Origin of the sequence: Pseudomonas sp. PA-1-6B, from assembly GCF_021609545.1 — a bacterium.
In the GTDB taxonomy this organism is placed as follows: domain Bacteria; phylum Pseudomonadota; class Gammaproteobacteria; order Pseudomonadales; family Pseudomonadaceae; genus Aquipseudomonas; species Aquipseudomonas fluorescens_BV.
In genome coordinates, this window is record NZ_WJZM01000003.1 from 14,756 (window position 1) to 40,997 (window position 26,242).

Annotated in this window: 19 protein-coding genes; 11 read left to right on the forward strand and 8 right to left on the reverse strand. The window is 63.6% G+C overall.

The window, feature by feature from the left end; genetic code table 11:
• Nucleotides 1–11: 11 nt before the first annotated feature.
• The 8 genes from tssH to tssA form a co-directional block, all read right to left on the reverse strand.
• Nucleotides 12–2,672 carry a type VI secretion system ATPase TssH gene (tssH, locus tag GIV35_RS02585; RefSeq protein ID WP_236264184.1) on the reverse strand — a complete coding sequence of 887 codons (2,661 nt, stop codon included), beginning with the start codon at nt 2,670–2,672 and terminating at the stop codon, nt 12–14.
• Complete coding sequence (tssG, locus tag GIV35_RS02590; RefSeq protein WP_223022923.1) at nt 2,665–3,708, reverse strand: type VI secretion system baseplate subunit TssG; 1,044 nt, start codon at nt 3,706–3,708, stop codon at nt 2,665–2,667. The genes tssH and tssG overlap by 8 nt, the downstream gene beginning before the upstream one ends.
• Nucleotides 3,672–5,531 carry a type VI secretion system baseplate subunit TssF gene (gene tssF / locus GIV35_RS02595; RefSeq protein ID WP_223022922.1) on the reverse strand — a complete coding sequence of 620 codons (1,860 nt, stop codon included), beginning with the start codon at nt 5,529–5,531 and terminating at the stop codon, nt 3,672–3,674. Before tssF ends, tssG begins: the two co-directional genes overlap by 37 nt.
• Complete coding sequence (gene tssE / locus GIV35_RS02600; RefSeq protein WP_003195563.1) at nt 5,528–6,043, reverse strand: type VI secretion system baseplate subunit TssE; 516 nt, start codon at nt 6,041–6,043, stop codon at nt 5,528–5,530. The genes tssF and tssE overlap by 4 nt, the downstream gene beginning before the upstream one ends.
• 72 nt (nt 6,044–6,115) lie before the next feature.
• Nucleotides 6,116–6,604 carry an Hcp family type VI secretion system effector gene (locus GIV35_RS02605; protein WP_003195562.1) on the reverse strand — a complete coding sequence of 163 codons (489 nt, stop codon included), beginning with the start codon at nt 6,602–6,604 and terminating at the stop codon, nt 6,116–6,118.
• 170 nt (nt 6,605–6,774) lie between these two features.
• A complete protein-coding gene (gene tssC / locus GIV35_RS02610; RefSeq protein ID WP_003195559.1) occupies nt 6,775–8,271 on the reverse strand; it encodes a type VI secretion system contractile sheath large subunit in 1,497 nt (498 codons plus the stop codon).
• Nucleotides 8,272–8,273: 2 nt separating this feature from the next.
• Nucleotides 8,274–8,780, reverse strand: coding sequence for a type VI secretion system contractile sheath small subunit (tssB, locus tag GIV35_RS02615; RefSeq protein ID WP_003195557.1), 507 nt, complete (start codon nt 8,778–8,780; stop codon nt 8,274–8,276).
• 54 nt (nt 8,781–8,834) lie between these two features.
• Nucleotides 8,835–9,851 carry a type VI secretion system protein TssA gene (tssA, locus tag GIV35_RS02620; protein WP_213153140.1) on the reverse strand — a complete coding sequence of 339 codons (1,017 nt, stop codon included), beginning with the start codon at nt 9,849–9,851 and terminating at the stop codon, nt 8,835–8,837.
• 393 nt (nt 9,852–10,244) lie between these two features.
• Between tssA and tagH the strand changes: the two genes are divergently transcribed.
• Genes tagH through GIV35_RS02675 form a run of 11 tightly spaced genes read left to right on the forward strand, consistent with a single transcriptional unit; the run spans nt 10,245 to nt 26,224 of the window.
• Nucleotides 10,245–11,573, forward strand: coding sequence for a type VI secretion system-associated FHA domain protein TagH (gene tagH / locus GIV35_RS02625; RefSeq protein WP_223022921.1), 1,329 nt, complete (start codon nt 10,245–10,247; stop codon nt 11,571–11,573).
• Between the two features lie 57 nt (nt 11,574–11,630).
• Entirely contained in the window at nt 11,631–12,140 is a 510-nt protein-coding gene (tssJ, locus tag GIV35_RS02630) for a type VI secretion system lipoprotein TssJ (RefSeq protein WP_200647420.1), read from the forward strand.
• A gap of 18 nt (nt 12,141–12,158) precedes the next feature.
• The gene (gene tssK / locus GIV35_RS02635) at nt 12,159–13,493 is read left to right on the forward strand and encodes a type VI secretion system baseplate subunit TssK (RefSeq protein ID WP_019818126.1); all 1,335 of its coding nucleotides are present in this window, start codon (nt 12,159–12,161) and stop codon (nt 13,491–13,493) included.
• Between the two features lie 6 nt (nt 13,494–13,499).
• Nucleotides 13,500–14,789, forward strand: a complete 1,290-nt coding sequence (locus GIV35_RS02640; protein WP_056790884.1) for a DotU family type VI secretion system protein — start codon at nt 13,500–13,502, stop codon at nt 14,787–14,789.
• Complete coding sequence (gene tssM, locus GIV35_RS02645) at nt 14,786–18,286, forward strand: type VI secretion system membrane subunit TssM (RefSeq protein ID WP_236264186.1); 3,501 nt, start codon at nt 14,786–14,788, stop codon at nt 18,284–18,286. Before GIV35_RS02640 ends, tssM begins: the two co-directional genes overlap by 4 nt.
• Entirely contained in the window at nt 18,283–18,936 is a 654-nt protein-coding gene (tagF, locus tag GIV35_RS02650; protein ID WP_105228971.1) for a type VI secretion system-associated protein TagF, read from the forward strand. The genes tssM and tagF overlap by 4 nt, the downstream gene beginning before the upstream one ends.
• Nucleotides 18,937–19,656 (forward strand): PP2C family protein-serine/threonine phosphatase, encoded by a 720-nt coding sequence (locus tag GIV35_RS02655; protein ID WP_105228970.1) that lies wholly within the window; start codon nt 18,937–18,939, stop codon nt 19,654–19,656.
• A complete protein-coding gene (locus GIV35_RS02660; RefSeq protein WP_236264187.1) occupies nt 19,653–22,631 on the forward strand; it encodes a serine/threonine-protein kinase in 2,979 nt (992 codons plus the stop codon). Before GIV35_RS02655 ends, GIV35_RS02660 begins: the two co-directional genes overlap by 4 nt.
• Complete coding sequence (locus GIV35_RS02665; protein WP_060763895.1) at nt 22,631–23,335, forward strand: ABC transporter ATP-binding protein; 705 nt, start codon at nt 22,631–22,633, stop codon at nt 23,333–23,335. The genes GIV35_RS02660 and GIV35_RS02665 overlap by 1 nt, the downstream gene beginning before the upstream one ends.
• On the forward strand, nt 23,335–24,519 hold the full coding sequence (locus GIV35_RS02670; RefSeq protein WP_236264188.1) for an ABC transporter permease: 1,185 nt from the start codon (nt 23,335–23,337) through the stop codon (nt 24,517–24,519). The genes GIV35_RS02665 and GIV35_RS02670 overlap by 1 nt, the downstream gene beginning before the upstream one ends.
• Entirely contained in the window at nt 24,512–26,224 is a 1,713-nt protein-coding gene (locus tag GIV35_RS02675) for a formylglycine-generating enzyme family protein (protein ID WP_200647414.1), read from the forward strand. The genes GIV35_RS02670 and GIV35_RS02675 overlap by 8 nt, the downstream gene beginning before the upstream one ends.
• Nucleotides 26,225–26,242 lie beyond the last annotated feature (18 nt).

Sequence of the window (26,242 nt, forward strand, 5' to 3'; positions counted from 1 at the left end):
TCCAACAATAGTTATTCGGTGTCGCTGAAGTCGTAGTGCAATTCATTATCCCGACTACTGATCCGCACCCCCGCCAGCGGCTTGCCTTCAAGCATGCGCGTGAGGAATTCGCGGCTCATGTCCGGCAGCAGGCTGTTGGTGAGGATGGTATCGATCATGCGCCCGCCGCTTTCAGTCTCGGTGCAGCGCGAGACGATCAGGTCGACCACTGCGTCGTCATACTCGAACGCGACTTTATGGGTGTTCTCCACACGCTTCTTGATGCGGTTCAGTTGCAGGCGTGTGATCGCCTTGAGCATCTCGTCGCTCAGCGGGTAGTACGGGATGGTCACCAGGCGACCGAGCAAGGCCGGTGGGAAAATCTCCAGCAACGGCTGGCGCAGGGCCTTGGCGATTTCCTCGGGCTCGGGGGTGTTCGCCGGGTCCTTGCAGACGTGGGAAATCAGTTCGGTACCGGCATTGGTGGTCAGCAGGATCAGGGTGTTCTTGAAGTCGATCACCCGGCCTTCGCCATCTTCCATCACGCCCTTGTCGAACACCTGGAAGAAAATCTCGTGCACGTCCGGGTGAGCTTTCTCCACCTCATCGAGCAGCACCACGCTGTAGGGTTTGCGCCGTACCGCTTCGGTCAGCACACCGCCTTCGCCGTAGCCGATATAGCCCGGTGGCGCGCCCTTGAGTGTGGACACGGTGTGGGCTTCCTGGAACTCGCTCATGTTGATGGTGATGACGTTCTGCTCACCGCCGTACATGGCTTCGGCCAGGGCCAGGGCAGTTTCGGTCTTGCCCACACCCGAGGTGCCGGCCAGCATGAACACGCCAATCGGCTTGCTCGGGTTGTCGAGGCCGGCGCGGGAGGTCTGGATGCGCTTGGCGATCATTTGCAGGGCATGGTCCTGGCCGATGATGCGTTTCTTCAGGTGCTGGTCGAGGTTGAGCACGGTTTCCAGTTCGTTGCGGGCCATGCGGCCCACCGGGATGCCGGTCCAGTCGGCGACCACCGAGGCCACGGCCTGGTAATCCACGGTCGGCAGGATCAAAGGGGTTTCGCCTTGCAGAGCGGTGAGGCGCTGTTGCAGGTCGACCAATTGCGCACGCAACTCATCGTTACCGCTGTCCACCACACCGGCTTTTTCCCGCAAGGTTGCACGGGTGGCGAGCAGTTCATCCACCAAGGCTTTCTCTTCAGCCCAACGGCTTTCCAGGGTCGCCAGGCGCTCACGCTCGGCGGTCAGCAGCGCTTCGCTATGGGTTTGACGCGCTCCAATGGCAATGCCGATCGCATGCTCACGGGCGATGATTTGCAGCTCGGTTTCCAGGGCTTCGATACGGCGACGGCTGTCGTCCACTTCCGCGGGGACCGCGTGCAGGCTGATGGCGACGCGCGCGCAGGCGGTGTCCAGCAGGCTCACGGACTTGTCCGGCAACTGGCGCGCCGGAATGTAGCGGTGGGAGAGCTTCACCGAGGCTTCCAGGGCTTCATCGAGGATCTGCACCTGGTGGTGTTTTTCCATGGTGGACGCCACGCCGCGCATCATCAGCAGGGCCTTGTCTTCCGACGGTTCGGCAACCTGCACCACTTGGAAGCGGCGGGTCAGGGCCGGGTCTTTCTCGATGTGCTTTTTGTACTCGGCCCACGTGGTGGCAGCCACGGTACGCAAGGTGCCACGGGCCAGGGCAGGCTTGAGCAGGTTGGCCGCGTCACCGGTGCCGGCGGCGCCACCGGCACCTACCAGGGTATGGGCTTCGTCGATAAACAGGATGATCGGCTTGGGTGAAGCCTGCACGTCTTCGATGACCTGGCGCAGGCGCTGTTCGAACTCGCCTTTCATGCTGGCGCCGGCTTGCAACAGGCCCACGTCGAGGCTGCGCAGCTCCACGTCCTTGAGCGCAGGCGGTACGTCACCGGCGACGATACGCAGGGCGAAACCTTCGACCACGGCGGTCTTGCCCACCCCAGCCTCACCAGTGAGGATCGGGTTGTTCTGGCGCCGACGCATGAGGATATCCACCAGTTGGCGAATCTCCTCGTCACGGCCCACGATTGGGTCGAGCTTGCCGCTGCGGGCCTGTTCGGTCAGGTCCACAGTGAAGCGCTTGAGCGCTTCCTGCTTGCCCATCGCGCTGGGCGCCATGGCACCGCTGGCCTCGCCAGGGACGCCGGCATTGAAGCCATCGCTGGCGCTCAAGGCATTTTCCGGCGAGTCACCGACGTATTCATCAAAGCGCTCGCTCAGGGCCTCGGCCTTGATCTTGTCGAACTCGCCGGACAAACCCAGCAGCGCATGGCGCAGGCTCGGTGTCTTCAAGATGCCCAGCACCAGATAACCGGTGCGAACCTGGCTTTCGCCGAACATCAGGCTGCCATACACCCAGCCGCGTTCTACGGCTTCTTCCACGTGGGACGACAGGTCGGTGATCGACGTCGAGCCACGCGGCAGGCGATCCAGGGCTTCGGTGAGGTCGCGGGCCAGGCGCGCCGGCTCCACGTTGAACTGGCGGATGATGCGGTGCAGATCCGAGTCCTGCAGTTGCAGCAACTGGTGAAACCAGTGGGCCAGTTCCACATACGGATTGCCCCGCAACTTGCAGAACACGGTGGCGGCTTCGATGGCTTTGTAGGCCACGCTGTTGAGTTTGCCGAACAGTGCGGCGCGACTGATTTCACCCATGCTCTGGATTCCTTGAGGTGGTGGCGTGGTCGGCGTAATGCCGGGCCAGGATTAGGTCGTTGGCGTCATGCGCAGGTTGGCCGAGCCAGGTGTTGAAGCCCAGGCGGAACTGGCCGTTGAGTTGCAGCGCCGGAACTTCGGGTTGTTGCAAAACCAGGTTCAAATCCCAGTCCAATTCATGGCCCAGGTACTCGGCCACCCACGCCACCAGCTCGTTGAACGGCTGTTGGCCGGGCAGCATGCCCATGTAGTCATCCAGCGTGAGCGGGCCCAGGCGGATGCGGAATTTGTGCTGGCGGTCCCACACGTGGCTGCCCAGGCAGAAGTCCACGCCCAACTGGTTGGCGCTGACCCCCACGCGGCTGCGTTCGGGCAGCTCCAGCCATTGGCCGACGTATTCCTCGATCTCTACCGGCAGGCCGAAGTACTCGCTGAGGATCGCTTTCAAACCATCCGGGTAGCGGGTTTGCGCCGACAGATGGCCGCTGTAATGCAGCTTCGCGGTATCGGGGATCATCCCTTGATTGAGCAGGCTCGGCATCCCACGGCCACTCAGGGCGGCGAGGCGGGCGGACCAGTAGTCATCGTCCGGGCGGTCGTGGCTGACCGTTGGCCGCGCCTCGGCCCAGGCCCGATAGAACAGGGTCAGCAGGCGATGGTGGAACACATCCAGGAACTGCTTGCTGGTGCTGTCGGCGTTGTTGCGTTGGCGCTCGCGCACGTACTCGGTGATGTGCAGCGGCAGCGGCCCGTTGGGGCCGCCGAGGCCGAAAAAGAACTGCTCCAACCGCGCCGGCTTGCCGTCGCCACCGGGGTCGACCGAGGCAAGGGTGGCGGGTGCGAAGGTACAATCGGCCTGCTGCCCCAGGCGCAGCGGATCATCGGCCAGGCGCAGGGAATGGCCCAGGCGTGGCAGCTCGGGTGTTTCGCACTCGATGCGCCGCAATGCCTGGAAGAAGTCATATTCCCAGGGCTCCTGGTGCATCGCGTCCAGGGTTCTCACAGGGTCGGACGCCGTCCGGGCTTGGCTTTCCATCGCATGATCTCGCCGCGTTCGGTGGTACGGATCACCGTCTCGGTAAAGCTGTTGATCGACACGTAGCGTGCCAGGAAGCGCTCCAGCACTGCACCGAGCAGGAACACGCCGGTGCCGCGAAACGCGTTTTCATCGAACTCCAAGGTGATTTCCAGGCCGCGGCCAAACACAATCGGGCCAGGCATCGGCAGGCGTCGGGTCACCGCCTTGCTGCTGACTTCGCGCAGGCCCTCGATCTGCAATTGCAGGGCGGCGTCATTGCTGTCGCCGTACAGGCGCAGCAGTTCGCGCAAGGCGCCGGCGCCCTGGCCCTGTTCGCTCAAGGAGAGGTAGTTGAGCGACAACTGGCTGATCAGGCGCCAGGCCTTGGCGTCATGTGCGTGGCTGGCACGCGGGCGGCTTGGACCGGCGACGCACCGCACGGCCAGTACCGGCGCACTGTCGGCCAGGGTGAAGTCGGTCTTGCCGTTGCCCACGCTCATGAACAGCGGCAGGTCGCGGTTGGTGCACAGCGCCGTCACGCCCAGTTGACGCAGGTCATGGCGATATGGCGCCTGGCGGCTGTCCACCAGGCTGACGAAGGTTTCACTGCCCACATAAGTGGAGCGCGGGCCATTGCGGCGCTGATCGCTGGACAGCACCCGCGGTTCGCGGCGCACGCTGTAATACGCCTGGTCGCGGCCATAGCGCGACGGATCGCGCACCGCATAGAACGGCAAGAACGGCTGCTCCGGTCCGGTGCCATGGCCAGTAATGCCGCTCAAGGAGTGAATCTCGAAATCCATCGGCCGCGTACGGTCGGCGATCACGTGGTGTTCATTGACCCGGTCGGACAAATGGATGCGGTCCACGCGCTTGGGGAACAGGTTGATGGCGGGCGTGCAGAACGGCAAGAACTGCGCCGCGCCGACACTGCCTTCCAGGCTCGGTTCGTGGCGGTCGAACAGCACGATCAGTTCCAGCTCCTGGCCGTCACACCGTTTGACTGCACGGCTCAACTCGGCGAACTCAACGAACAGGAAGCGATGGGGCAGGGCAAAGTATTCCTGCAACAGGCGATAGCCCTGGAACGCCCGCGCCACCACCGGCATGGCCGCATCGGCATCATCGAACCCCCGCGAGCGCAACGCGCCCTGGGGCAGGCGCTCGACCCAATCGCCACCGGGCTGGCGCGCAAACACCGCGCAGGCGTTGCCCAGCAGTTGTTCGTAGAGGCGAAACGGTTGTTCATCAGCGCCGCTCAGGTACAGCGGCAAGGTCTCCAGGTCGAGGCTGTTGAACGGCAGCTCGGCACCGGTGCGCAGGGTCAGGCGCAGGCCGGCCTTGGCTTTCGGTTCGCTGGCGGCCAGGCGCCCGAGCACGGCGGCGGGGTTGCCGAAATATTCGGCGTTGCTGACCTGCAACGGCCACAGCGTCACCGGGTGCGCGGTGCGGTACTCGCAGCAGGTCTGGGTTTCACGGCCCAGGGCGGCACGCAGCACCGTATCACGGGGTAGCGGGAAACCGCCGGCCAGGGAGCCTTCATCGGGGTCGGTCTGCAGTTGCACTACGGTCATCGACGGCGTCGGTGCCAGGTAGTGCGGGTAGGCGATTTCCAGCAAGTTGTGGGTGAAGGTCGGGTACTCGGCGTCGAGCTTGAGCTGCACACGGGCCGTGAGATAGGCGAAGCCTTCAAGCAAACGTTCGACGTACGGGTCGGCGCAGTCCATACCGGACAGGGTCAGCCGACTGGCGATCTTCGGGTATTCCTTGGCGAACTCGGCAGCGCTTTCGCGCACGTGGTGCAGTTCCTGGTTGTACAGCTCCAGCAGGCGCGGGTTCATGGGCGTCTCCGCTGGTCGGCATTGAGCACGCGCACATGGCCGGACTCCAGGTCCACGTCGGTCTGCAACAGCAAACGCAACGGCACCGGCTGTGCCCACAGGTCGCCTTCAATTTCGAAACTCAGGGCGTTGTGATTCATCTCGCCATGGCCCATGCGCGCCTTGACTCGCAATGTGTGGCGCAAAATACGCGGCTCGAAGGTGGCGATGGCCTGGTAAATCAAAGCTTCCAGGGCTTTGATATCGACGCTCGAAGCGCTGTTGCCCGCCAGTGCCGGCAGGCCGTAATTGACCACCGAAGTGCCGGCCGGGGTGTGCAGCGTGGCATCGGTATCGAGTAACGAGGTGGTGTTAAGCAACCACGCCAGGTCACGCAGCACCGAGGCCTTCAATTGGGTCAGGGACAGCACACGTTTGTCGGCGCTTTCCTTGGGGTTGGTCGGGTCGTCGTCGGTCAACCGGTCCAGCAGGGACGGTTGCAGACGGTCGCGGGAAGCGATTTCAGTTACCACCAAAGCAGCTCCACGGACGGGTTGCGAGAGGGACACAATGGCCGTGGCACCGGGCCACGGCCACACGGGCTATCAGCGTTTGGTGTTGGAGCGGATGTTCCAGCCAAACTTGATGGCGCCGCCGTCTTTGGTGCCGTCGGCTTTCTGCGGCTGGTAGTCGACCATCACTTGGGCAAAGTTCAGGGTGACGTTTTCGGTCAGGCGATCATCGCTGCCCGAACCGCCAGTGCTCAAGGAGGTGACCAGCACTTCTTCCAGGTTGATTACCATGTACTCGACCTGGCTCTCGCCACCGGCCTTGCGCACGGTCAGCTTGACCTTGTCGATGTGCTTGCCGCTGGCGCAGTGCATCATCAGGTTGGGCGAAGCCTTGTCGACGTATTTGGTCAGCGACAGGTCCTGGATATTCACCTTGCCCGCGCCACCGCCACCGCCGACGTGCATGTTGCCGGACTGGGACATGCCCCAGCTCCAGTTCAACACATCGATTTCGTCCTTGTGGGCCTTGTCCATGGACTCGCCCTTGATGTCGCCGATCTTGATGAAAATATCAACAGCCATGTTTTCTCCCTGTGTGGCTCAGGCCACTGAATGGGTTATGCCCAAAGGGCAGTGCTTTTCTGTGGGAGCTGGCTTGCCTGCGATTGCATCAACGCGGTCTGACTGGCAGACCGCATCGCCTGCATCGCGGGCAAGCCCGGCTCCCACAGAAGAGCTAGCTCAATCGTTACTTATGCGCTTTTTGCCGAAGGCAGTTTCGATACCAGGCGCAGCGACACCGTCAGCCCTTCAAGCTGATAGTGCGGGCGCAGGTAGAACTTGGAGTTGTAATACCCAGGGTTGCCTTCGACTTCTTCCACGATCACTTCGGCCGCCGCCAACGGGTGCTGGGCCTTGGTGGTTTCGGTGGAGTGCGCCGGGTCGCCGTCGACGTAGTTGAGGATCCAGTCCTGCAACCAGCGCTGCATTTCGTCCTTCTCTTTGAAGGAGCCGACCTTGTCGCGCACGATGCACTTCAAGTAGTGGGCGAAACGGCAGGTGGCGAACAGGTATGGCAGGCGTGCGGCCAGGTTGGCGTTGGCGGTGGCGTCCGGGTCGTCGTATTCGGCAGGTTTCTGCAGCGACTGGGCGCCGATGAACGCGGCGAAGTCGGTGTTTTTCTTGTGCAGCAGCGGCATGAAACCGTTCTTCGCCAGTTCCGCTTCACGGCGGTCACTGATGGCGATTTCGGTCGGGCACTTCATGTCCACGCCACCGTCATCGGTAGGGAACGTGTGGGCCGGCAGGTTTTCCACTTCACCACCAGACTCGATGCCGCGGATGCGCGAGCACCAGCCGTAGTGCTTGAACGAACGGTTGATGTTCACTGCCATGGCGTAGGCGGCGTTGGCCCAGGTGTACTTGGAGCTGTCGGCGCCGTCGGTGTTTTCTTCGAAAGCGAAGGCTTCCACCGGATCGGTCTTGGCGCCGTACGGCAGGCGTGCCAGGAAGCGCGGCATGGTCAGGCCGATGTAACGCGAGTCTTCCGATTCACGCAGCGAGCGCCAGCCGGCGTATTCCGGGGTGGTGAAGATTTTGGTCAGGTCGCGTGGGTTCGACAGTTCCTGCCACGAGCCCATGCCCATCACGGTCGGCGAGGCCGCAGCGATGAAAGGCGAGTGCATGGCGGCGCAGACTTTCGACAGCTCGCCCAGCAGTTCCACGTCGGGCGGCGACTGGTCGAAGTAGTAGTCACCCACCAGGCAGCCGTAAGGTTCGCCACCGAACTGGCCGTATTCTTCTTCGTACATCTTCTTGAAGATCGGGCTCTGGTCCCACGCGGTGCCCTTGAATTTCTTCAGGGTCTTGTGCAGGTCTGGCTTGGATATGTTGAGCACGCGAATCTTCAGTTGCTCATCGCTCTCGGTGTTATTGACCAGGTAATGCAGGCCACGCCAGGCGCTTTCCAGTTGTTGGAAATCCTGATGGTGGATGATCTGGTTGACCTGGGCGGTGAGCTTGGCGTCGATGGCGGCGATGATCGATTCGATCGACTTGATCGCGTCGTTGGACACCAGGTCGGTTTGCGCCAGAGCCTGTTCAGCCAGGGTGCGCACCGCGGTTTCAACGGCTTCGCGGGCACGCTCGGTCTTGGGCTTGAATTCTTGCAGCAGCAGGTTCGCGAACTCGCTGGCTTCTTCGGTGGTACCCAGGATCTGGCTGCCTTCGCGGGCGGTATTGTCCGTCATGATTACTGCTCCCCTGCAGGCTTGGGCGCGCTGGCAAGTGCCTGAAGCAATGCCGGGTCCTTGATCGCCTTCATGATGATTTCTTCAGCGCCAGTCTTGCCGTCCATGTAGGTCAGCAGGTTGGCCAATTGGGTGCGGGCTTCGAGCAACTGGTTCAGGGAGTCGACCTTGCGGGCCACGGCGGCCGGGCTGAAGTCGTCCATGCTCTCGAAGGTGATGTCCAGGCTCAGGTTGCCTTCGCCTGTCAGCTCATTGGGTACGTGGAACGCGACGCGTGGCTGCATGGCTTTGAGGCGTGAGTCGAAGTTGTCGACGTCCACTTCAAGGAACTTGCGGTCGGCCACGGGTGCCAGCGGCTCGGCAGGCTTGCCGGCGAGGTCGGCCATCACGCCCATCACGAAGGGCAACTGGACCTTTTTCTCGGCGCCGTAAAGCTCGACGTCGTACTCGATCTGCACTCGAGGCGCACGGTTGCGCGCGATGAATTTCTGAGAACTTTGCTTCGCCACGTTGCTGCTCCTGGTCGCTTGAGCGACGGTGTTGTTACTGCACGGTCCGGCGGCTTACTCGCTGTCGGGGCCGCGCAGGTTTTCAAATTGGGACATGCCATCGGGAATCAGATTGCGCACGATGGCCGCAAAGTCGGCATGTACCAGATTCTTGGCTCGGTTCAACAGCACAGGCAGCGGGCTCGAAGGCTCGTGGCGGGTGTAGTACGCGAGGATTTTGTCGAGGCTGCGCAGCACATCATCGCGAGTGGCGATGTCGCCCGTCGGGCGAGGGGCTGCGGGCGCGGCGGCGTCGACCGAGGGGGCATTGTCTTCACTGACGGCCTCGGGATCGCTGCTGCTGTCGGTGCCTGGCACCGCTTGATTGAGAAGTTGCAGGGCCTGTTTGAGCGGCTGCTTCAAGGCGCTTAGGTCCACGCCCTGGGCGGAACCGACTTGGTCATTGACCTGTTGCTCAATGGCCTCGCACGCCGCACGCGCCGCGCTCAAGGCGTCACGGGTGGCTTGCAGTTGTTCGGGGTCGCTGTCCAGGAACGCGGCGTTGAGTTGCTGGTTGCCCAACTGCTCATCGGCAAAACTCTGCAGGCCGCTGGCGTTGAGCGCGGCGCGCAGGCTCACGGGCCCGAAGGTGCGCGAGCGTGTCAGGATGCTTTCGCGCAGCAGCCGAATATTGGTTTCGCAGGTCAGGCCGGTAAGGGCGTTGATGCGTACGGTGGGGTCGTTGTCATCGTCGGCATCCAGGCGCGGGTGCAGATCGGCCCAGTATTGGCGCAGCAAGGCGTCGATCAGCGTGAGGACTTCGGCCAGCCCGGCCACACCCTGGAGGGCGAGGGTGCTTTGCAGCAGAAAGTGGGTGATGCGCAGGTCTTTGCTGCGCTGCAACAGGTCGAGGCTTTGCTGCTGGATGCTGCGCCACTCGGGCGGCTCAGCGGGCAGGATCGAGTCGCCCATGCTGCGTTCGGGTTGGCCCTTGGCATCACGTTCCAACTGCAGAAATTGCGCGTCATATTCCATGTCCTCGCCACAGGGCGACGTCGCGGAAACGGCGGTGAGCAGCAACGGCACATCCACTGAATTCGATCTCCTTATCGGCCCGCTGGATGGCGGGCAATTCATGCACTAGTTGCGTAATGAACTTTGCATGTTTTCTTGGTCATACACTCAGCGCGCCACTACTGTGCCATCACTGATGTTCAAGAAGTTGTGCATTTTTGGTGTAGTACTTATGGCTTGTCAAGGTAAGCTATTCGCCCTCTGTGACAGATGTGCGGTGTTTAACAACCTGCGCGACTGGCGAGTCGAAAGGCGCGCCCAGAGCGGATTTTTGTCATGGAAGCCAGTTAAGATCAGCGATCATGCTGGTAAAAGCAGATTTTGGCGGTCGTTTGTACGACAGGACGGGACTCTCCAGGGCGGTGCTGCCTCCTGGGTAGACTGCGCGCGATGTATCAGCAAGGAGGCAAGATGTCGCTGTGTTTGACTATCACTAGTTATCACAAGATCACCCCTGGGCAATGCCCCGAAAAGTCCATGGATCAGGGCGTGATGGCTATTGGCCGTAGTTCTGACAATGACTGGGTATTGCCCGATCCTGAGCGTCTCGTCTCTTCGCAACATTGCGTTATTCAATACAAAGATGGCCGTTATTATTTGACCGATAACAGCACCAATGGTGTGGAGTTGGTCAAGGCGGGTATTCGTATGCGTCGGGGTAACAGCGAGCCGTTGCAAGATGGCGAGTTGATCCGCATCGGCGATTACGAAATCCAGGCGCGCATCGACTTTAACGTGCAGGCCATCGACAGCCAGCCATTTGCCGGTGACTCACCCAACAGCTTTGAAGCGCTGATGGGCGCCGTGGCGAGCCAACCTGTGCCCACGCCGATGATCGCGCCGCAGTTCCAGGGCGCCTCGTCCATGGAAACCTTGCCAGACCTGTTCGACTTCCTCAGCCCCTCCGCCGTGCCGCCGCCCACCGTGGCGGACCATGTGCCGTCCGAGCAACACGATTTTCGCCCCCCGGCTCCAGTGGCCGTACCGGCGCCCGAAAAGCCATTGGTGCAAGGCTCGGTGATTCCCGAAGACTGGGACCTGTTCAGCGACGCGCCCGCACCCGTCGTCAATGCTGCGCCCGCCCCAGCACCGATCATCCCGCCGCCGCCCGTGGTCGAGCCTGTTGCGCTCCCCGTGGCCAATGCCGAGCCACCACCGGACCTCCTGCAAGCCTTCCTGCGCGGTGCGGGCCTGGACCAGTTGCGCCTGGACAAAGCCGACGCCTGCGCGCAGATGGAAAGCATCGGCCGCAGCTACCGGCTGATGGTCGAGGGCCTGATCGACGTATTGCGCGCCCGTGCCAGCCTCAAGGGCGAGTTCCGCATGCAGCAGACGATGATCCGCCCCGCCGAAAACAACCCATTGAAATTCGCCCCGAATGCCGATGAAGCGTTACTGCTGTTGCTGCGTCATGGCAACCAGGCGTTCATGGCGCCGGACCTTGCCGTACGTGACAGTTTCGACGACCTGCGCGCCCACCAGTTGGCCGTGATGGCTGGCGTGGAAGCGGCGATCAAGCACCTGCTCACGCGGTTTGAACCGGCGCAATTGGAGGAGCGCATGGGCAAACCCGGCGGCCTCTCCAGTCTGTTCAACGGTTCGCGCCAGGCCCAGTACTGGCAGCAGTTCACCGAGCTCTACAGCAACATTTCCCGCGAGGCCCAGGACGATTTCCAGGACTTGTTCGGTCGTGAATTCAGCCGGGCCTACGAAGAACACAGTGCACGACAGCGACGCTGAAAACGCCTCGCACCAATGGATAAAACGGATAGCTAAATACGTCATTGAGGACGCAGGATGATTCCCAGGTTTTTACTCGCAGCCGCCACCGTGCTGCTGCTGACGGCGTGTGCCAACGACACTGCCAAACCCCAGGCGGCTGCCGAGGCCGAAGCTGACACGGCCGCCGTTGAGCTGCATTTTCACGCGATTGCCGGGCTTAACCCCGGTGCCAACGGCCAGGCCGCGCCGGTGCGGGTGCGCATTTTCGAATTGAAAAACGCCGCGACCTTTTCACGCTCCGATTACTTCGCCCTGGCTGACCGTGCGCAATCCACCCTCGGCCTCGACCTGCTGGACCAGGACGAAGTGATGGTGCAGCCCGGCCAACAACTGAGCCTGCAGCGCGATCTCGACCCGTCCACGCGCCAGATCGGCTTGCTGGTGGGCTACCGCGAGTTGGACCGTGCGCAATGGCGCACGGTCATCAACGTGCCGCCGCGCCAATACAGCGAATACCAGATCAGCCTCGACGTGCATGCCGTGCGCGCCGACGTCGTGGTTTCCCCATCCAGCCCAGCCCAATAACAAGCAATCGGAGCCCCCATGTCCTGGAACAATCGCGTGGTCTGGTCGGAAGGCATGTTCATCGGAACGCAGCACTTCCAGCAGCATGACCGTTACCTGGAAAACCTGATCGATGCCCGCAGCCGCCCGTTGTCGGCGGGTGCCTGGGGGTTCTCCGAGCTGCTGATCGACCAGGGCCTGCTGGCCCAGGGCAAGCTGGCGATCGTGTCGGCCCGCGGCCTGTTGCCCGATGGCACGCCGTTCAATATTCCCCAGGACGACCTGGCGCCGAGCCCGTTGAATATCGACGACAACCTGCGCGACGGCCTGGTCTACCTGGCCCTGCCGCTCAAGCGTGCCGGCGCCCGTGACACGGTGGACGAGGGCGAGGCCCTGGAAGCCGCGCGCTACGTGAGCCAGGTGCGTGAAGTGCGCGACGACAACGCCCCGTTCGAAAACCGTGCACCGGTGGCCGTGGGGTCGCGGGCGTTGCGCCTGCTGACGGCGCAGGACGGCATCAGCGACTACGCGGCCATCGGCCTGGTACGCATCAAGGAAAAGCGTGCCGACCGTGCGTTGGTGCTCGATGACACTTACATCCCGCCCGTGCTGGACGTGGCCGCGAGCAAACCGCTGACGGCCTTTCGCAGCGAACTGCTGGGCCTGTTGCACCAGCGTGGCGAAGCCCTGGCCGGCCGCGTGGTGGCCTCGGGTGCCGGGGGGGCCTCGGAGATCGCCGACTTCATGCTGCTGCAACTGGTCAACCGCGCCCAGCCGCTGATCCAGCACTTCAGCCAGTTGAGCCCGTTGCACCCGGAGCGCTTCTTCAGCGAACTGGTCAGCCTGGCCGGTGAATTTTCCACCTTCTCAACCTCCAGCCGTCGCCCCCACGAATACCCGCAGTACCAGCACGACGACCTGGCCTTGAGCTTCATGCCGGTGATGGCGGCCCTGCGTGAGGCGCTGTCGATGCTGATCGACAGCAAGGCCACGCCGATCCCGATTGTGGAGAAAGCCTACGGCATCCATGTGGCGATGCTGGCCGACAAGACCCTGCTCGACAACGCCAGTTTCATCCTCGTGGTACGCGCCGATGTGCCCGGCGAAACCCTGCGTGCGCGTTTCGGCCAGCAGAGCAAGGTCGGCTCGGTGGAGCACATCCGCGACATGGTCAACCTGCAACTGCCGGGCATCGGCCTGCTGCCGTTGCCGGTGGCGCCACGCCAGTTGCCTTACCACGCTGGCAGCACCTACTACGAGCTGGACCGTGGCAGCGAGCACTGGCAGCAGCTGAATAATTCCGGCGGTTTCGCCTTCCATATCGCCGGGCAGTTCCCGGGCTTGAACCTGGCCTTCTGGGCGATCCGAGGATAATTGGCGATGCATCCCAATGATGATGACCGCACCCAGTTCATGCCGCGCCCGGGTGGCCGAGAACCTGCACCCGCGCGTGCCGAACCTGCGCCGCTGTCGATGCCGGCTGCGCCGATCCTCACCGGCAAGAGCCAGGGCCTCAACCCGCTGGAAAGTGCCGCCGGCCCGTTGCTGGCGTTGTTGACGCGGTTGCGCAACACCATTGCCCATCCCGCGCCGGCCAGCCTGCGTGCGCAGTTGCTGGCGTACCTGCGCCAGTTCGAAGAACGCGCCGAAGCCGCCGGTGTGGCACGCAATGAAGTGCTGTTGGCCCGTTACGCGCTGTGCACTGCCTTGGATGAAGCGGTGCTGAGCACGCCGTGGGGCAGCACCAGTGACTGGGGTAAGCAGAGCCTGCTGATCACCGTGCACAACGAAGCCTGGGGGGGCGAAAAGGTTTTCCAGTTGCTTGACCACTGTCTGCAAAGCCCACGGGAACGCCTGTACCTGCTGGAGCTGTTGTACCTGTGCATGTGCCTGGGTTTTGAAGGGCGTTACCGGGTGATGACCGACGGGCGCAGCCAGTTGGAAGCCTTGCGCGAACGCACCGCCGCAGCGATACGCAGCGCCCGTGGCGAGCACGAGCGTGAGCTGTCGCCGCACTGGCGCGGTGTGACCGTGGCCCGTGATCGCCTGGCGCAATTCATGCCGCCATGGATTGCCGTGGCGATTGGCTTGGCGCTGCTGTTGGCGTTGCTGTTCGGCCTGCGCCTGAAGCTGGCCTCGGACGCCGAGCCGGTGTTCAAGAATATTCATGCCCTGGGCGAGATCCCGGTGCAGGCCATCGACCGTCCGGTGGCGCAGCCCAAAGTGATTGAGCGCCCACGCCTGGCCGGGTTCCTGGCCGATGACATCAAGGCCGGCCGCGTGGCGGTGGAAGACAAGGTTGACCGCTCTGTGGTGACCATTCGTGGCGATGAGTTGTTCGCCTCGGCCAGCTCCAGCATCGTCGATGACTACCAACCGCTGATGCTGCGCATCGCTGACGCCATTCGCAAGGTCAAGGGCCAGGTGCGTGTCACCGGGCACAGCGACAACCGCCCGATTGCCACGTTGCGCTTCCCGTCCAACTGGGCGTTGTCCGAAGCCCGGGCCAAGTCGGTGCTGGAGATTCTCGCGGCCAAGACCGGCCAGGCCGAACGCTTCAGTGCCGAAGGCCGCAGCGACACGGAGCCGTTGGCCACTAACAGTACTGCCGAAGGCCGTGCCCGCAATCGTCGGGTTGAAATCACCGTATTGGCGGAGGGCGTCGAGTGAAGGCGTTTTTCAGTTTCATGATTCGCTGGGTGATCCCCGTGCTGGGCCTGATTGCCCTGAGCCTGATCATCTGGTTTGTTGGCCCGCTGCTGGACGTGCTGGTGCCCGAAGGGCGCCGTTGGGCGCTGATCCTGCTGGTGTTTGCGCTGTGGGTGGCCTACCGCGTGTTCCGCATTATTCAGGCCCGTCGCCAGGCCGCCGAAGTGATGCGCAGCCTGGCCGCAGAAACCCCGGTCGACCCCAACAGCGTTGCGACCGCCGAAGAGCTGTCCACGCTGCGCCAGCGCATGGACGAAGCCCTGGCACTGCTGAAAAAGGCCAAGCTGGGCGGCGATGAGCGCCGCAACCTCTACGAGTTGCCGTGGTATGTGATCATCGGCCCGCCGGGCTCGGGCAAGACTACCGCGCTGGTCAATTCCGGGCTGCATTTCCCGCTGGCGGCGCAATTGGGCGCCGGTGCGGTGCGGGGCGTGGGTGGTACGCGCAACTGCGACTGGTGGTTTACCGACCAGGCCGTATTGCTCGACACCGCTGGCCGCTATACCACCCAGGACAGCAACTCCACGGTGGACAAAGCCGCCTGGCTGGGCTTTCTCGACTTGCTGAAAAAGCAGCGTTCGCGCCGGCCGATCGACGGGGCGTTTATCGCCATCAGCCTCTCGGATCTGCTGCTGGGCACCGACACCGAGCGCGCAGCCCATGCCGCCGCGATTCGCCTGCGCATCCAGGAGTTGTATACGCAGTTGGGCGTGCGTTTCCCCATCTACCTGATGCTCACCAAGCTCGACCTGGTGCCGGGCTTCATGGAGTTCTTCGACAACCTGAGCAAGGAAGAGCGCGCCCAGGTGTGGGGCATGACCTTTGCCCTGGACGACGGCAAAAACAGCGACAGCCCGCTGGCGCACCTGCAAAGCGAGTTCGCGGGCCTGGAGCAGCGTCTCAACGAACGCCTGGTCGAGCGCTTGCAACAGGAACGCGACCCGGCACGACGTGATCTGATCTACGGCTTCCCGCAGCAGTTCGGCGCGCTGAAAGATTGCCTGCAAAGCTTTCTCGAAGGCGTGTTCAAACCCAATGCCTTTGAAGAGCGCGTGTTGCTGCGTGGCGTGTACTTCACCAGCGGCACCCAGGAAGGCAGCCCGATTGACCGCCTGATCGGTGCCATGGCCCAGAGTATGAACCTGGACCGCCAGCACCTGGCGCGCCAGAGCGGCACCGGGCGCAGTTACTTCATCGAAAAACTCTTCACCGCCGTGGGCTTTGCCGAGCGTGGTTTGGTGGGTGTGAACCCGAAGGTCGAGCGACGCCGCAAGTGGATCGCCCGTGGCGTACTGGCGGCCACCGTCGCGCTGGTGGTGGTGGTCAGCAGCCTGTGGTGGGTGAGCTATCGCGCCAACCAAGCGTATATCGCCCAGGTCGATCAGAAGGTCGCGCCACTGGGCCAGACCGTACAGAACCTGAGCCCGGCACAACGGGAAGTGCTCGCCGTGCTGCCGTTGCTCAACGCGGTGAAGAACTTGGCGGGGGATTCACCGAGCTGGTCCGAAGGGCTGGGGCTGTACCAGGGCGATATGCTCGAAGCCGAGTCTGCCAGCGTGTACCGCAAACTCTTGATCGCCGTGTTCGCGCCACGCCTGGTGACGCGTATCGAAGAGCAACTGCACGGCGGCGGCAACTCGGACTTTCTCTATGAGGGCCTCAAGGCTTACCTGATGCTCGCCGACACTGAGCATTACGACCCGGACTTCATCAAGGCCTGGATCGCCCTGGACTGGGACCGCAACCTGCCCCGCGACCTGCCGGCCGACCAGCGCCAGGCCCTGGCTGGGCACTTGCAAGCGCTGTTCGAACGTCACCCGCCGAGCGCGCGCCTGGACCCACGCCTGATCGACGACCTGCGTCGCCAATTGCAGCAATTGCCGGTAGCCCAGCGCGTGTACGACCGCGTCAAGCGCCAGAAGCTGCCCGAGGGTATCCCGGACTTTCGTCTCAATGAGGCCGCCGGTCGCGATGCCGCACTGGTGTTCAGCCGCAAGAGCGGCAAGCCGTTGGGCGAGCCGTTGAGTGGTTTCTTCACTGCCAAGGGCTATCGCCAGGCGTTCTTGCTCAGCAGCCTGAACCAGGCCGGCACCCTGGCTGAAGAGCAGTGGGTGCTGGGCCATGAACAGGCCGACCAGCAGAACGTGGTGAGCCTGGCCGCCGACGTGCGCCGCTTGTACTTCCAGGATTACCAGCGCCAGTGGGACGCGTTGCTCGCCGACATCGACTTTGTGCCGATCACCAGCGTGGCACAGGCCGCCGATGTGCTGCGGGTGATTTCCGGTCCCACCTCGCCGCTGAAAAAACTGTTGGTGGCGGTCGCCAGGGAAACCGACCTGCAAGCCGAAGAACGCCAACTGGCCGCCAAAGGCGTGCCGGTGGAAGGCGGCGTGGACAAGCTCAAGGAGCGCCTCGGCAGCTTGCTGGGCGAGGCGCAACCGACGGCGAATGCCCCGGCACCGGCGGATGATCCTGTGACCGCGCACTTTGCCGAACTCAACAGCATCGTCAGCAAAAACGAAGGCGAACCAGCGGCCATCGACGGCCTGCTGTCGGACATGAATGCGCTGTATGTGCAGGTCAGCGCCATGGTCGGTGCCAGCGGCGATGCCTTGCTCGGCGAGGCCAAGAACCAGGCGGCGGCTGCCGCCACGCGGGTCAGCCTGAACGCCGAGCGCCAGCCGCCGCTGGTGCAGGGCATGGTCAAGTCGGTGGTCAATTCCACCACCAACAGCATGATGGGCGGGGTGCGTAACCAGATGAACGCGGCCTGGGTCAGTGAAGTGGTCAACGTGTATCGCCAGTCGTTGGCCGGGCGCTACCCGATGTCGCCGGGCAGTGCGCGGGACGCCACCCTGGATGACTTCGGCCAGTTTTTCGGTGTGGGCGGGGTGATGGACAACTACTTCCGCAAATACCTGCAGCCCTATGTGGACACGTCGGCACAGACCTGGCGCTGGCAACCGGGGGCGGCGCAGAAGCTGGGAATTGCTCCTGGCGTGCTGCAAACCTTCCAGCGGGCGGCGACGATTCGGGACGCGTTCTTCCGCTCCGGTGGCACCCAACCCATCGTGCGTTTCGAACTCAAGCCGGTGTCGATGGACCCCACCATCACCCAGTTCCTGCTTGATCTGGACGGCCAGCAATTGAGCTACGACCACGGCCCGAGCCGGCCGGTGGCGATGCAATGGCCGAACCCCGGCAGCATTGGCGTGGTGCGTATTTCCATCATGCCGCCGTCGGCCAGTGGTCGCTCCGGTATCACCCTGGACGGCCCGTGGGCCTGGTTCCGTCTGCTGGAGCAATCAGACCTCACGGCAGGCAACTCGCCGGACCGTTTCAACCTGCGCCTGCGGGTCGATGGTGCGAGCATCGCCTACGAGTTGCGCGCCAACAGTGCGTTCAACCCATTCAAGAGCCGCGTGCTCAGCGGCTTCAGCCTGCCGGAGCGGCTATGACGGCCCTGGGTTTCTACGGCAAGTTGGCCAGCCGCGGGGACTTCGTCAGCCGCGCCTTGCCCCAGAGCTTTATCGGCCCGTGGGACAGTTGGCTGGCAGCGGGTTTGCTCGCCAGCCAGAACAGCCTCGGCGCTGACTGGCTGAATGCGTACCTGGTCAGCCCGTTGTGGCGCTTTGTGCTGGCGCCGGGCGTGTGCGGGCCGGATGCGGCAGCGGGCGTGGTGATGCCGAGCATTGACCGGGTTGGGCGGTATTTTCCGCTGGCGGTGGTGACCTTGCTGGATCACGACACCAACCCGGCGTCGCTGGTGGGCGGTTCGGACGCCTGGTTCGAGCAGGCTGAAACCTTGTTGCTCAGCACCCTCGACAGCGGCGCGACCTTCGAAAGCTTCAACGCCGGGCTCGACGAGTTGGGCGTGCCGACCAGCGAGCCGCGGGCGGTGGACAGCCGTTTCGCCGGCCTGCAAAGGGTGGCAGCCACCGTGCCGCACCAGCGTATGACCGCGCTGGCCGAACAGGCGTGCGAGGGTGCAAGCCTGTGGTGGGGGCGAGGTTCGCAGCGTATCTCCCCCGGTTTATTACGGTGCCAGGGCTTGCCTGCCGCCAGCGATTTTGCGCAGTTTTTGCTCGGACAAGAAGGTGTGGTGTAGATGGGCGTGACGTACAAATCCGCGAGCAAAAGCCATGTGGGCATGGTTCGCCAAGTCAACGAAGATGCCTTTCTGGACCTGCCGGAAAACCGCCTGTGGGTGGTGGCCGATGGCATGGGCGGGCACGCGGCGGGGGACTATGTCAGCAGCTTGATCGTCGATAGCCTGCGCCATGTGCCGCTGGGCCGCTCCCTGGACGAATACTCGGCGGCGCTGCGCAATGACCTGCTGCGCATCAACGCGGCCGTGCGCGAAGAAACCGCCAACCGTGGCGTGACCATGATGGGCAGCACCGTGGTGGTGTTCGCCGCGCGCGGCTTGCGCGGGGTGTGCCTGTGGGCGGGCGACAGTCGCCTGTATCGCTTGCGCGACGGCGTGCTGGAAAGCATTTCCCGCGACCACAGCTACGTACAAGACCTGCAAGACAGCGGCCTGCTCAGCGAAGCCGACGCCCGCACCCACCCGCGCTCCAATATCGTCACCCGCGCCATTGGCGTTGAGGCCCAGTTGAACGTCGCCTCGGTGGACCTGTTGATCGCTCCCGGCGACAGCTATTTGCTGTGCAGTGATGGCCTCAACAAAACCGTCGAAGACCACGAAATCCGCGACGTGCTCAGCCATGACGCGCCGGATGAAATCGTGCGCAGCCTGGTGCACCTGGGCCTCAACCGAGGCGCACCGGACAACATCACCACCCTCGTTGTGAAGGTCTCGTCATGAACATCGTCATTCCGGGTTATGACATCGAAGGCGAGATTGGCGAAGGCGCCATGGCCAGCGTGTACCTGGCGACCCAGCGCTCGCTGGAGCGCAAGGTGGCGCTGAAGGTGATGGCGGCGGCGCTGGCGGCCGACCCGAGTTTCTGCGAACGCTTCCTGCGCGAGGGCAAGACCCTGGCGCGCTTGTCACACCCGCACACGGTGACCATCCATGACATCGGCAACGTCGGTGAGCTTTATTACATGGCCATGGAATACCTGCCCAACGGCACGCTCAAGGAGCGCATTGCTGCTGGGCTGACCCCGGAGCAGGGCGTGACGCTCATCCGCCAGATTGCCTCGGCCCTGGGCTATGCCCATGCCCAAGGGCTGGTGCACCGCGACGTCAAGCCGGCGAACATTCTGTTCCGGGCCGATGGCACGGCGGTGTTGTCGGACTTCGGGATTGCCAAGTCGCTGGACGATCGCACCCAATTCACCCAGGCCGGGTTTGCCGTGGGCACGCCGAGCTACATGAGCCCCGAGCAGGCGCGGGGCCAGGAGATTGATGGCCGCGCCGACCTCTACGCGCTGGGCGTGGTGCTGTATGAAATCCTCGTCGGCAAGCTGCCTTACAACGGCACCGATGCGCTTTCCACCGCTCTGGCGCACTTGACTGAACCCTTGCCGGAATTGCCGGTGCATCACGGGCGCTACCAGGGTGTGCTGCGCAAGTTGTTGGCCAAGGACCCGGCGGAGCGTTATCCGGATGCGGCAGCGTTGTTGTTGGCGCTGGATCAACTGCCGGCTGATGAATCGGATGCCACGCTGGTACGGCCGCTGCCGATTCCATTGAGCGTTGATCTGGCGGGCATCACGCCTGTCACCATCGATATCCCGACGGATACACCGCAGCCGCAGCCAATAGTGCGTCAACCGGTGGTCACGCCGACGCAGCACAATGCTCCGTCCGAGCAGCGCCGTGGGCCGGTATTGGCCTTGGCCGCCGTGGCGGTCGCCGTCGCGTTGGCCATTGGCGGCGCCAGCTACTGGTGGTTGAACGGCGGCGATGAACCGGCCCAGCCGCCAGCCGCCGTGGCGCCCAAGGTGACGCCGCCCGTGGCTGTCGCTGAAGTGGATGGCGGTCAGCGCCCGTTGCTGATGGCAGGCAAGAAAACCTTGTTCCAGCGTGTACTCAGCAAACCCGGCGCCCAGCTTTCAGTGGACGCTGGCAGCCCGCCGGGTAAAGCGCTGCCGGCGTTTTCCGTGCTCTACGTGTATCAGCGCAAAGAGGTCGATGGCAGCCAGTGGGTACGCGTCGGCGCCGCTACCGATGGTCGCAGCGAAGGTTGGCTGCCGGCCTCCCAGGTCAGCGACTGGAAACAAAGCCTGGTGCTCAAGTTCACCGAGCGTTCGGGGCGTGCGCCCGTGATGTTCCTGCGCCAGCCCGGTGAGGTGGAAAAACTGCTGGCCGACCCTGCCGCAGCGAAAAGCGCCTTGGCCAAGGCGCAGAACAACCGTGAAGACAACCAGCAAGTCCTGGCCCTGGAACCCACTGCCAGCGCGGTGCCGCAGAACCAGTTCTACCTGTTGCCGATCTTCGATTCCAAGGAGAGCTTCGACGACAACGGCCAGCCGGTGCAGTTGCTCAACGTGGCCTCCATCGACCCAGGCAGCCGCGCCGCTGCCAAACCGGCCAGCCCGACGCTCAGCGCCAATGCCGACGCGTTCCGCACGGCGGTGGTGCTGGTGGTGGACACCACCGTGTCGATGCAGCCCTACATCGACCAGATTCGCGACGTGGTGCATGAGCTACAAACCCGCATCGCCGAGCGTGGCGAGTTGGACAGCGTCAGCTTCGGCATGGTCGGCTTTCGCAGCAGCATCCAGAAAACCCCGGGCCTTGAGTATGTCGCCAAGACCCTGATCAGCCTCGACCAAGGCCGCGACCCGCAGCGCTTTCTGGATATGGCGCGCCAGGTCAAAGCGTCGACGGTGTCCAGCCACTCGTTCAACGAAGATGCGTTTGCCGGGGTGATGCAGGCAGTGGACGGCATGGATTGGTCCGGCTACGGCGGGCGCATCATCCTGCTGGTCTCCGATGCCGGCGCGCTGCGCAAGAACGACCCGTTCGCCGCCACCCAGATGAACGAAGCCGAAGTGCGCCAGGCGGCGCTGGGCAAGCAGATCAAGATCTACGCGCTGCACCTGCGCACCGACGCTGGCAAGAAAACCCATGCCGGCGCCGAGAGCCAGTATCGCGTTCTCACCGCCGACGCCAACCCGCAGATCGGCGACCTGTACACGCCAGTGCCAGGGGGCGATGTGCGCAAGCTGGGTGAGCGCGTCGATGAGATCGGCACGGTGTTCGCCAATCTGGTGCATCAGGTGCGCAGCAACACGCCGCAGCCAGTGCCGTTGCTCAGTGCCGCGCCGAGTCTGGCGGACAAGTCCGCCGCCGTCGGCTATGCCATGCACATGGACTTTCTCGGGCGCAGGACCGCGAGCCAGGCACCGCAATTGGTCAGCGCCTGGACGGCGGACCGCGACCTGACCAACCCGGCGCTGCCAGCGTTCCAGGTGTGCGTGATGCTGACCAAGCTGCAACTCAACGACCTGCAACAATCGTTGAAGTTGATCGTGGATGCGGCGCGCAAGACCCAAAGCTCGCCCAAGGATTTCTTCCAGGAGATCGCCAGCGCCTCGGCCTATATGAGCCGCGACCCGCAGGCTCTGCGCAAGGGCGGCAACCTGGCTGACGGCGGCCTGCTCGGTGAATACCTGGAGGGCCTGCCGTACCGCAGCAAGTCGCTGAACATGACCCAGGACCTGTGGTTGTCATTGAGCGTGGCCGAGCAGGAAGACTTTATCGATGAGCTGGATTCGAAAATCCGCCTGTATGAAACCTTCCATAACGACGTGGCCAACTGGGTCCGTTTCGGCGATGCCGAACCGGGCGATGCGTTGTACCGCGTGCCACTGTCGACGCTGCCGTAATGCTGAACCTGAGTGCGGTGCACAAGAGCCGGGGCGTCGGTAGCCAGCGCTACAGCCTGGTGATCCCTGCGTTGCAGCTGGGCGCGGGTGAGCAACTGGCAATTGTCGGCCCCAGCGGTTGCGGCAAGAGCACCTTACTCGACGTGCTGGCGCTGGTGTTGGCGCCGGATCAGGTGGGGCAGTTTGCATTCAACCAACACGACATCGGCGCGCTGTGGCGTGCTGATCGGCAATCGGCGCTGGCCGCGTTGCGCAGCCAGCATCTGGGCTATGTGCCGCAGACCGGGGGGTTGCTGGGGTTTCTGGATGTGCGCGGCAATATCGCGCTGTCGCGCCAACTGCTGGGCTTGCAGGACGACGGCCGCGTGGCGCGCCTGGCTGAGCAGTTGCAGATCAGCGATCAGTTGGCCAAGCGCCCGGCGGCGTTGTCGGTGGGCCAACGCCAGCGGGTCAGCTGTGCGCGGGCTCTGGCCCATGGGCCGCAACTGGTGCTGGCTGATGAGCCGACGGCGTCCCTGGACCCGCTCAACGCCGAGCGCGTGATGCAGGCGCTGCTGGCCCAGGCCCGCGAACACCGTACGGCCTGTGTGATCGCCACCCATGACGAACCGCTGGCCCGCGCCAGTGGCTTGCAGGTGCGACGTATCAGTTGCCAGCGCGATCCAGACGGCGGCGTCACCGCAACCCTCGGGGAGGCGTGCTGATGCGCATCGGCCTGGTTGCTTCGCTTGCGTGGCAGGACTACCGCAACGATGGGTGGCTGTCGGCCTGTTCGGTGTTGGCATTGGTGGCGGTTATCGCGCCATTGCTGGTGTTATTCGGGCTGAAATTTGGACTGGTTAGCAGTTTGACCGAACGCTTGGAGACCGACCCCGCCAGCCGTGAAATCATCCCGTTGGGCGGTGGTCGATTCAGCGCGGCGTTTATCGCGCAACTGGGTGAGCGCAGCGATGTGGCGTTTGCTGTGCCGCGCACACGGCAGATTGCGGCCACGGCGCAGGTGGGCACCTTGACCCTGGAAATGCTGCCGACTGCCGCAGGCGACCCGTTGTTGGCAGGCTTGCCGATGCCCCACGGCCTGGACCAGATCGTGCTCAGCCATACCGCCGCCGAAAAGCTCGCGGCAAGGCCCGGTGACTGGCTGGAAACCAGCTTTGCGCGGCAAGTGGCGGGGCGCGTCGAGGCCCAGCGCACGCGGTTGCAGGTGCTGGCGGTGTTGCCGCTGGAGGCGTTCGCTCGCGAGGGTCTGTTTGCCGATCTGGCGTTGCTTGAGGCAGCGGAAGATTACCGCGATGGCCGTGCGGTGCCGGCGTTGGGTTGGGCCGGTGAAGCGGCGAGCGTGAGTGAACAGCGTATCTACCCGGCGTTTCGCCTGTATGCGCGCAGCCTCAGTGATGTGGAACCGTTGCGGGTGTATTTCGCCGGGCAGAACCTGTTGGTTTCAACCCAGGCGCACACCATCGCTCAAGTGCAATCGTTGAGCCGCAACCTGTCGATTGTGTTCTGGATCATCGCCGGGTTGGCGTTGGCCGGGGCGTTTGCGGCGATTTTCGCGGGCACCCTGGCGGCGGTGGCGCGCAAGCATCGGGAACTCTCGGTGTTGCGCCTGCTGGGGTTTTCCACCGCCGCGTTGTTGCTGTTTGTGCTGCTGCAAGCGCTATACAGCGCGGGTTTTGCCGCTGTGCTCAGTGTTGGGTTGTATGGCCTGGCTGAGGCGGCGTTGAACAAGCTTTTTGTGCAGGTGCCAGGCGAGTACGCCAGCCATCTGTTGGCGTGCCATTACGGCCTGGCCTTGGTGGCGGTGCTCGGCGTCAGCGCCGTGGCGGCCGCCTGTGGTGGTTGGCGGGTGGCCCGTATCCAGGCTTCTGAAGGAATCAGAGATGTATAAATTACTGGGCGCCTGCGTGGCGCTGAGCCTGGCCTCGCTGGCCTGGGCTGATGAAGCAAGTGACAAGCTCGACAACCCCAAGCCGTTGCCGGACGACGTGAGCCTGCCGCTGCCCTGCGAAGGTAACATGGTATTCCGCTACGCCTACATTCTGGCCCAGGGCACCCTGGATGACCGTGAAATCAACCTGGGCTACCCCTTTGCCGAAGGCGAGGCGGGTTATCAGCAGTCGTTTATTTCCGGTTACCGCCGCGACTTCATCAACGGCCAGTTCACCCTCAAAGACTTGCCCAAGGACTGGAGCAAGGTCATCGCGCCGCAGATGCCGAAGACCGACGCCAAGACCCCGCTCAAGCCCATGCTGTACTTCATTGGCAAATACGAAGTGACTGCTCGCCAGTACGCCCAGGTGATGGCCCAGGCGCAGTCCCTGGCCAGCGGCGAACCGGCGCCGGCGTGTGAGGCGCCCACCGGTATGGCCGGACGTTTGCCCAAGGTGAAACTGTCGCGCTTTGAAGCCGAGCGTTTTTCGGCGGTGTACAGCGCCTGGCTGATGAAATACCACCGCGAACTGCTGCCGGTGAGCGGGCGCGGTGCGTCGGCCGAAGACGGTGGCCTGGGTTTCGTGCGCCTGCCCACCGAAGTGGAGTGGGAGTACGCCGCACGCGGCGGCCAGGCGGTGAGCCGCCAGGACCTGGAAGGCCGGCTGTATCCACGGCGCGCCGAGGGCAGTGAAAGCGATGGCCCGCTGGCCGATTACGCGGTGTTCAACCAAGTGGCCGGCGGCACCGGCCAGGCAGCGCGGTTGATGCCCATCGGCACCAAATTGCCTAACCCCATCGGCATGTTCGACGTGATCGGCAACGCCGCGGAAATGGTCCAGGAATCCTTCCAACTGGTACACGCCGGCCGCCGCCAGGGCACCTACGGCGGCTTTGTGGTCAAGGGCGGCAACTACCTGGAAGGCGAGGGCACGTTGTTCACCGGCATGCGCCGCGAATACCCGCTGTTTGCTGCTGATGGCACCGAGCAAAGCAACGAGACCACCGGTTTTCGCGTGGCGATTGGCGCGTTGTCGGCGCCGCGCTCGCGCTACAAGGAGCTGTTCGCCCAGTGGCAGAAGGAGGGCCGCCTGGCCGCGCTGACCGATGCCATCGACGACGCCCAGGACCCGACCAAACGCCTGGACAGCATCATCGCCGCCAGTGTCGATCCCAAGCTGCAAGCCGAACTGGGCCTGGTCAACGAAGAGCTCAAGCGCAATGTGTCGCTGATCGCCCAGCAACGCGAAGAAGCGGCGGGCAATTTGATCCAGTCGGCGGCGTTGGTGGCCGAGACCATCAGCAACTACAACATCCGCCTGGCCAACCTGCGGAAGAGTCGCCAGCAGGCGGTGGACAGCAAGGACGAGGCCAGCACGCAGCTGTTCGACATGGCCATCACCAATGGACGCAGCGCGTTGGATGGCGCGGTGGCGATTTACATCGACAACCTGGCCACCGGCACGCGCTACACCGATGCGGTGATCCAGGCGCAGTTTCAACGGATCAAGGAAGAGTTGGATCGCAAGCCAGTGCTCGGCAAGAGCCTGGTGACGCGCGCGACACTGTTCGTTCGCCATGTCGGCAACTACCGCAAGCAACAGCGGGCCGACCCGGCAACGATCTTGAAGGAATTGCTCGCAGCGAGCGGTCAGCGGTCTTGATCGTTGGCTGTCTAGCGA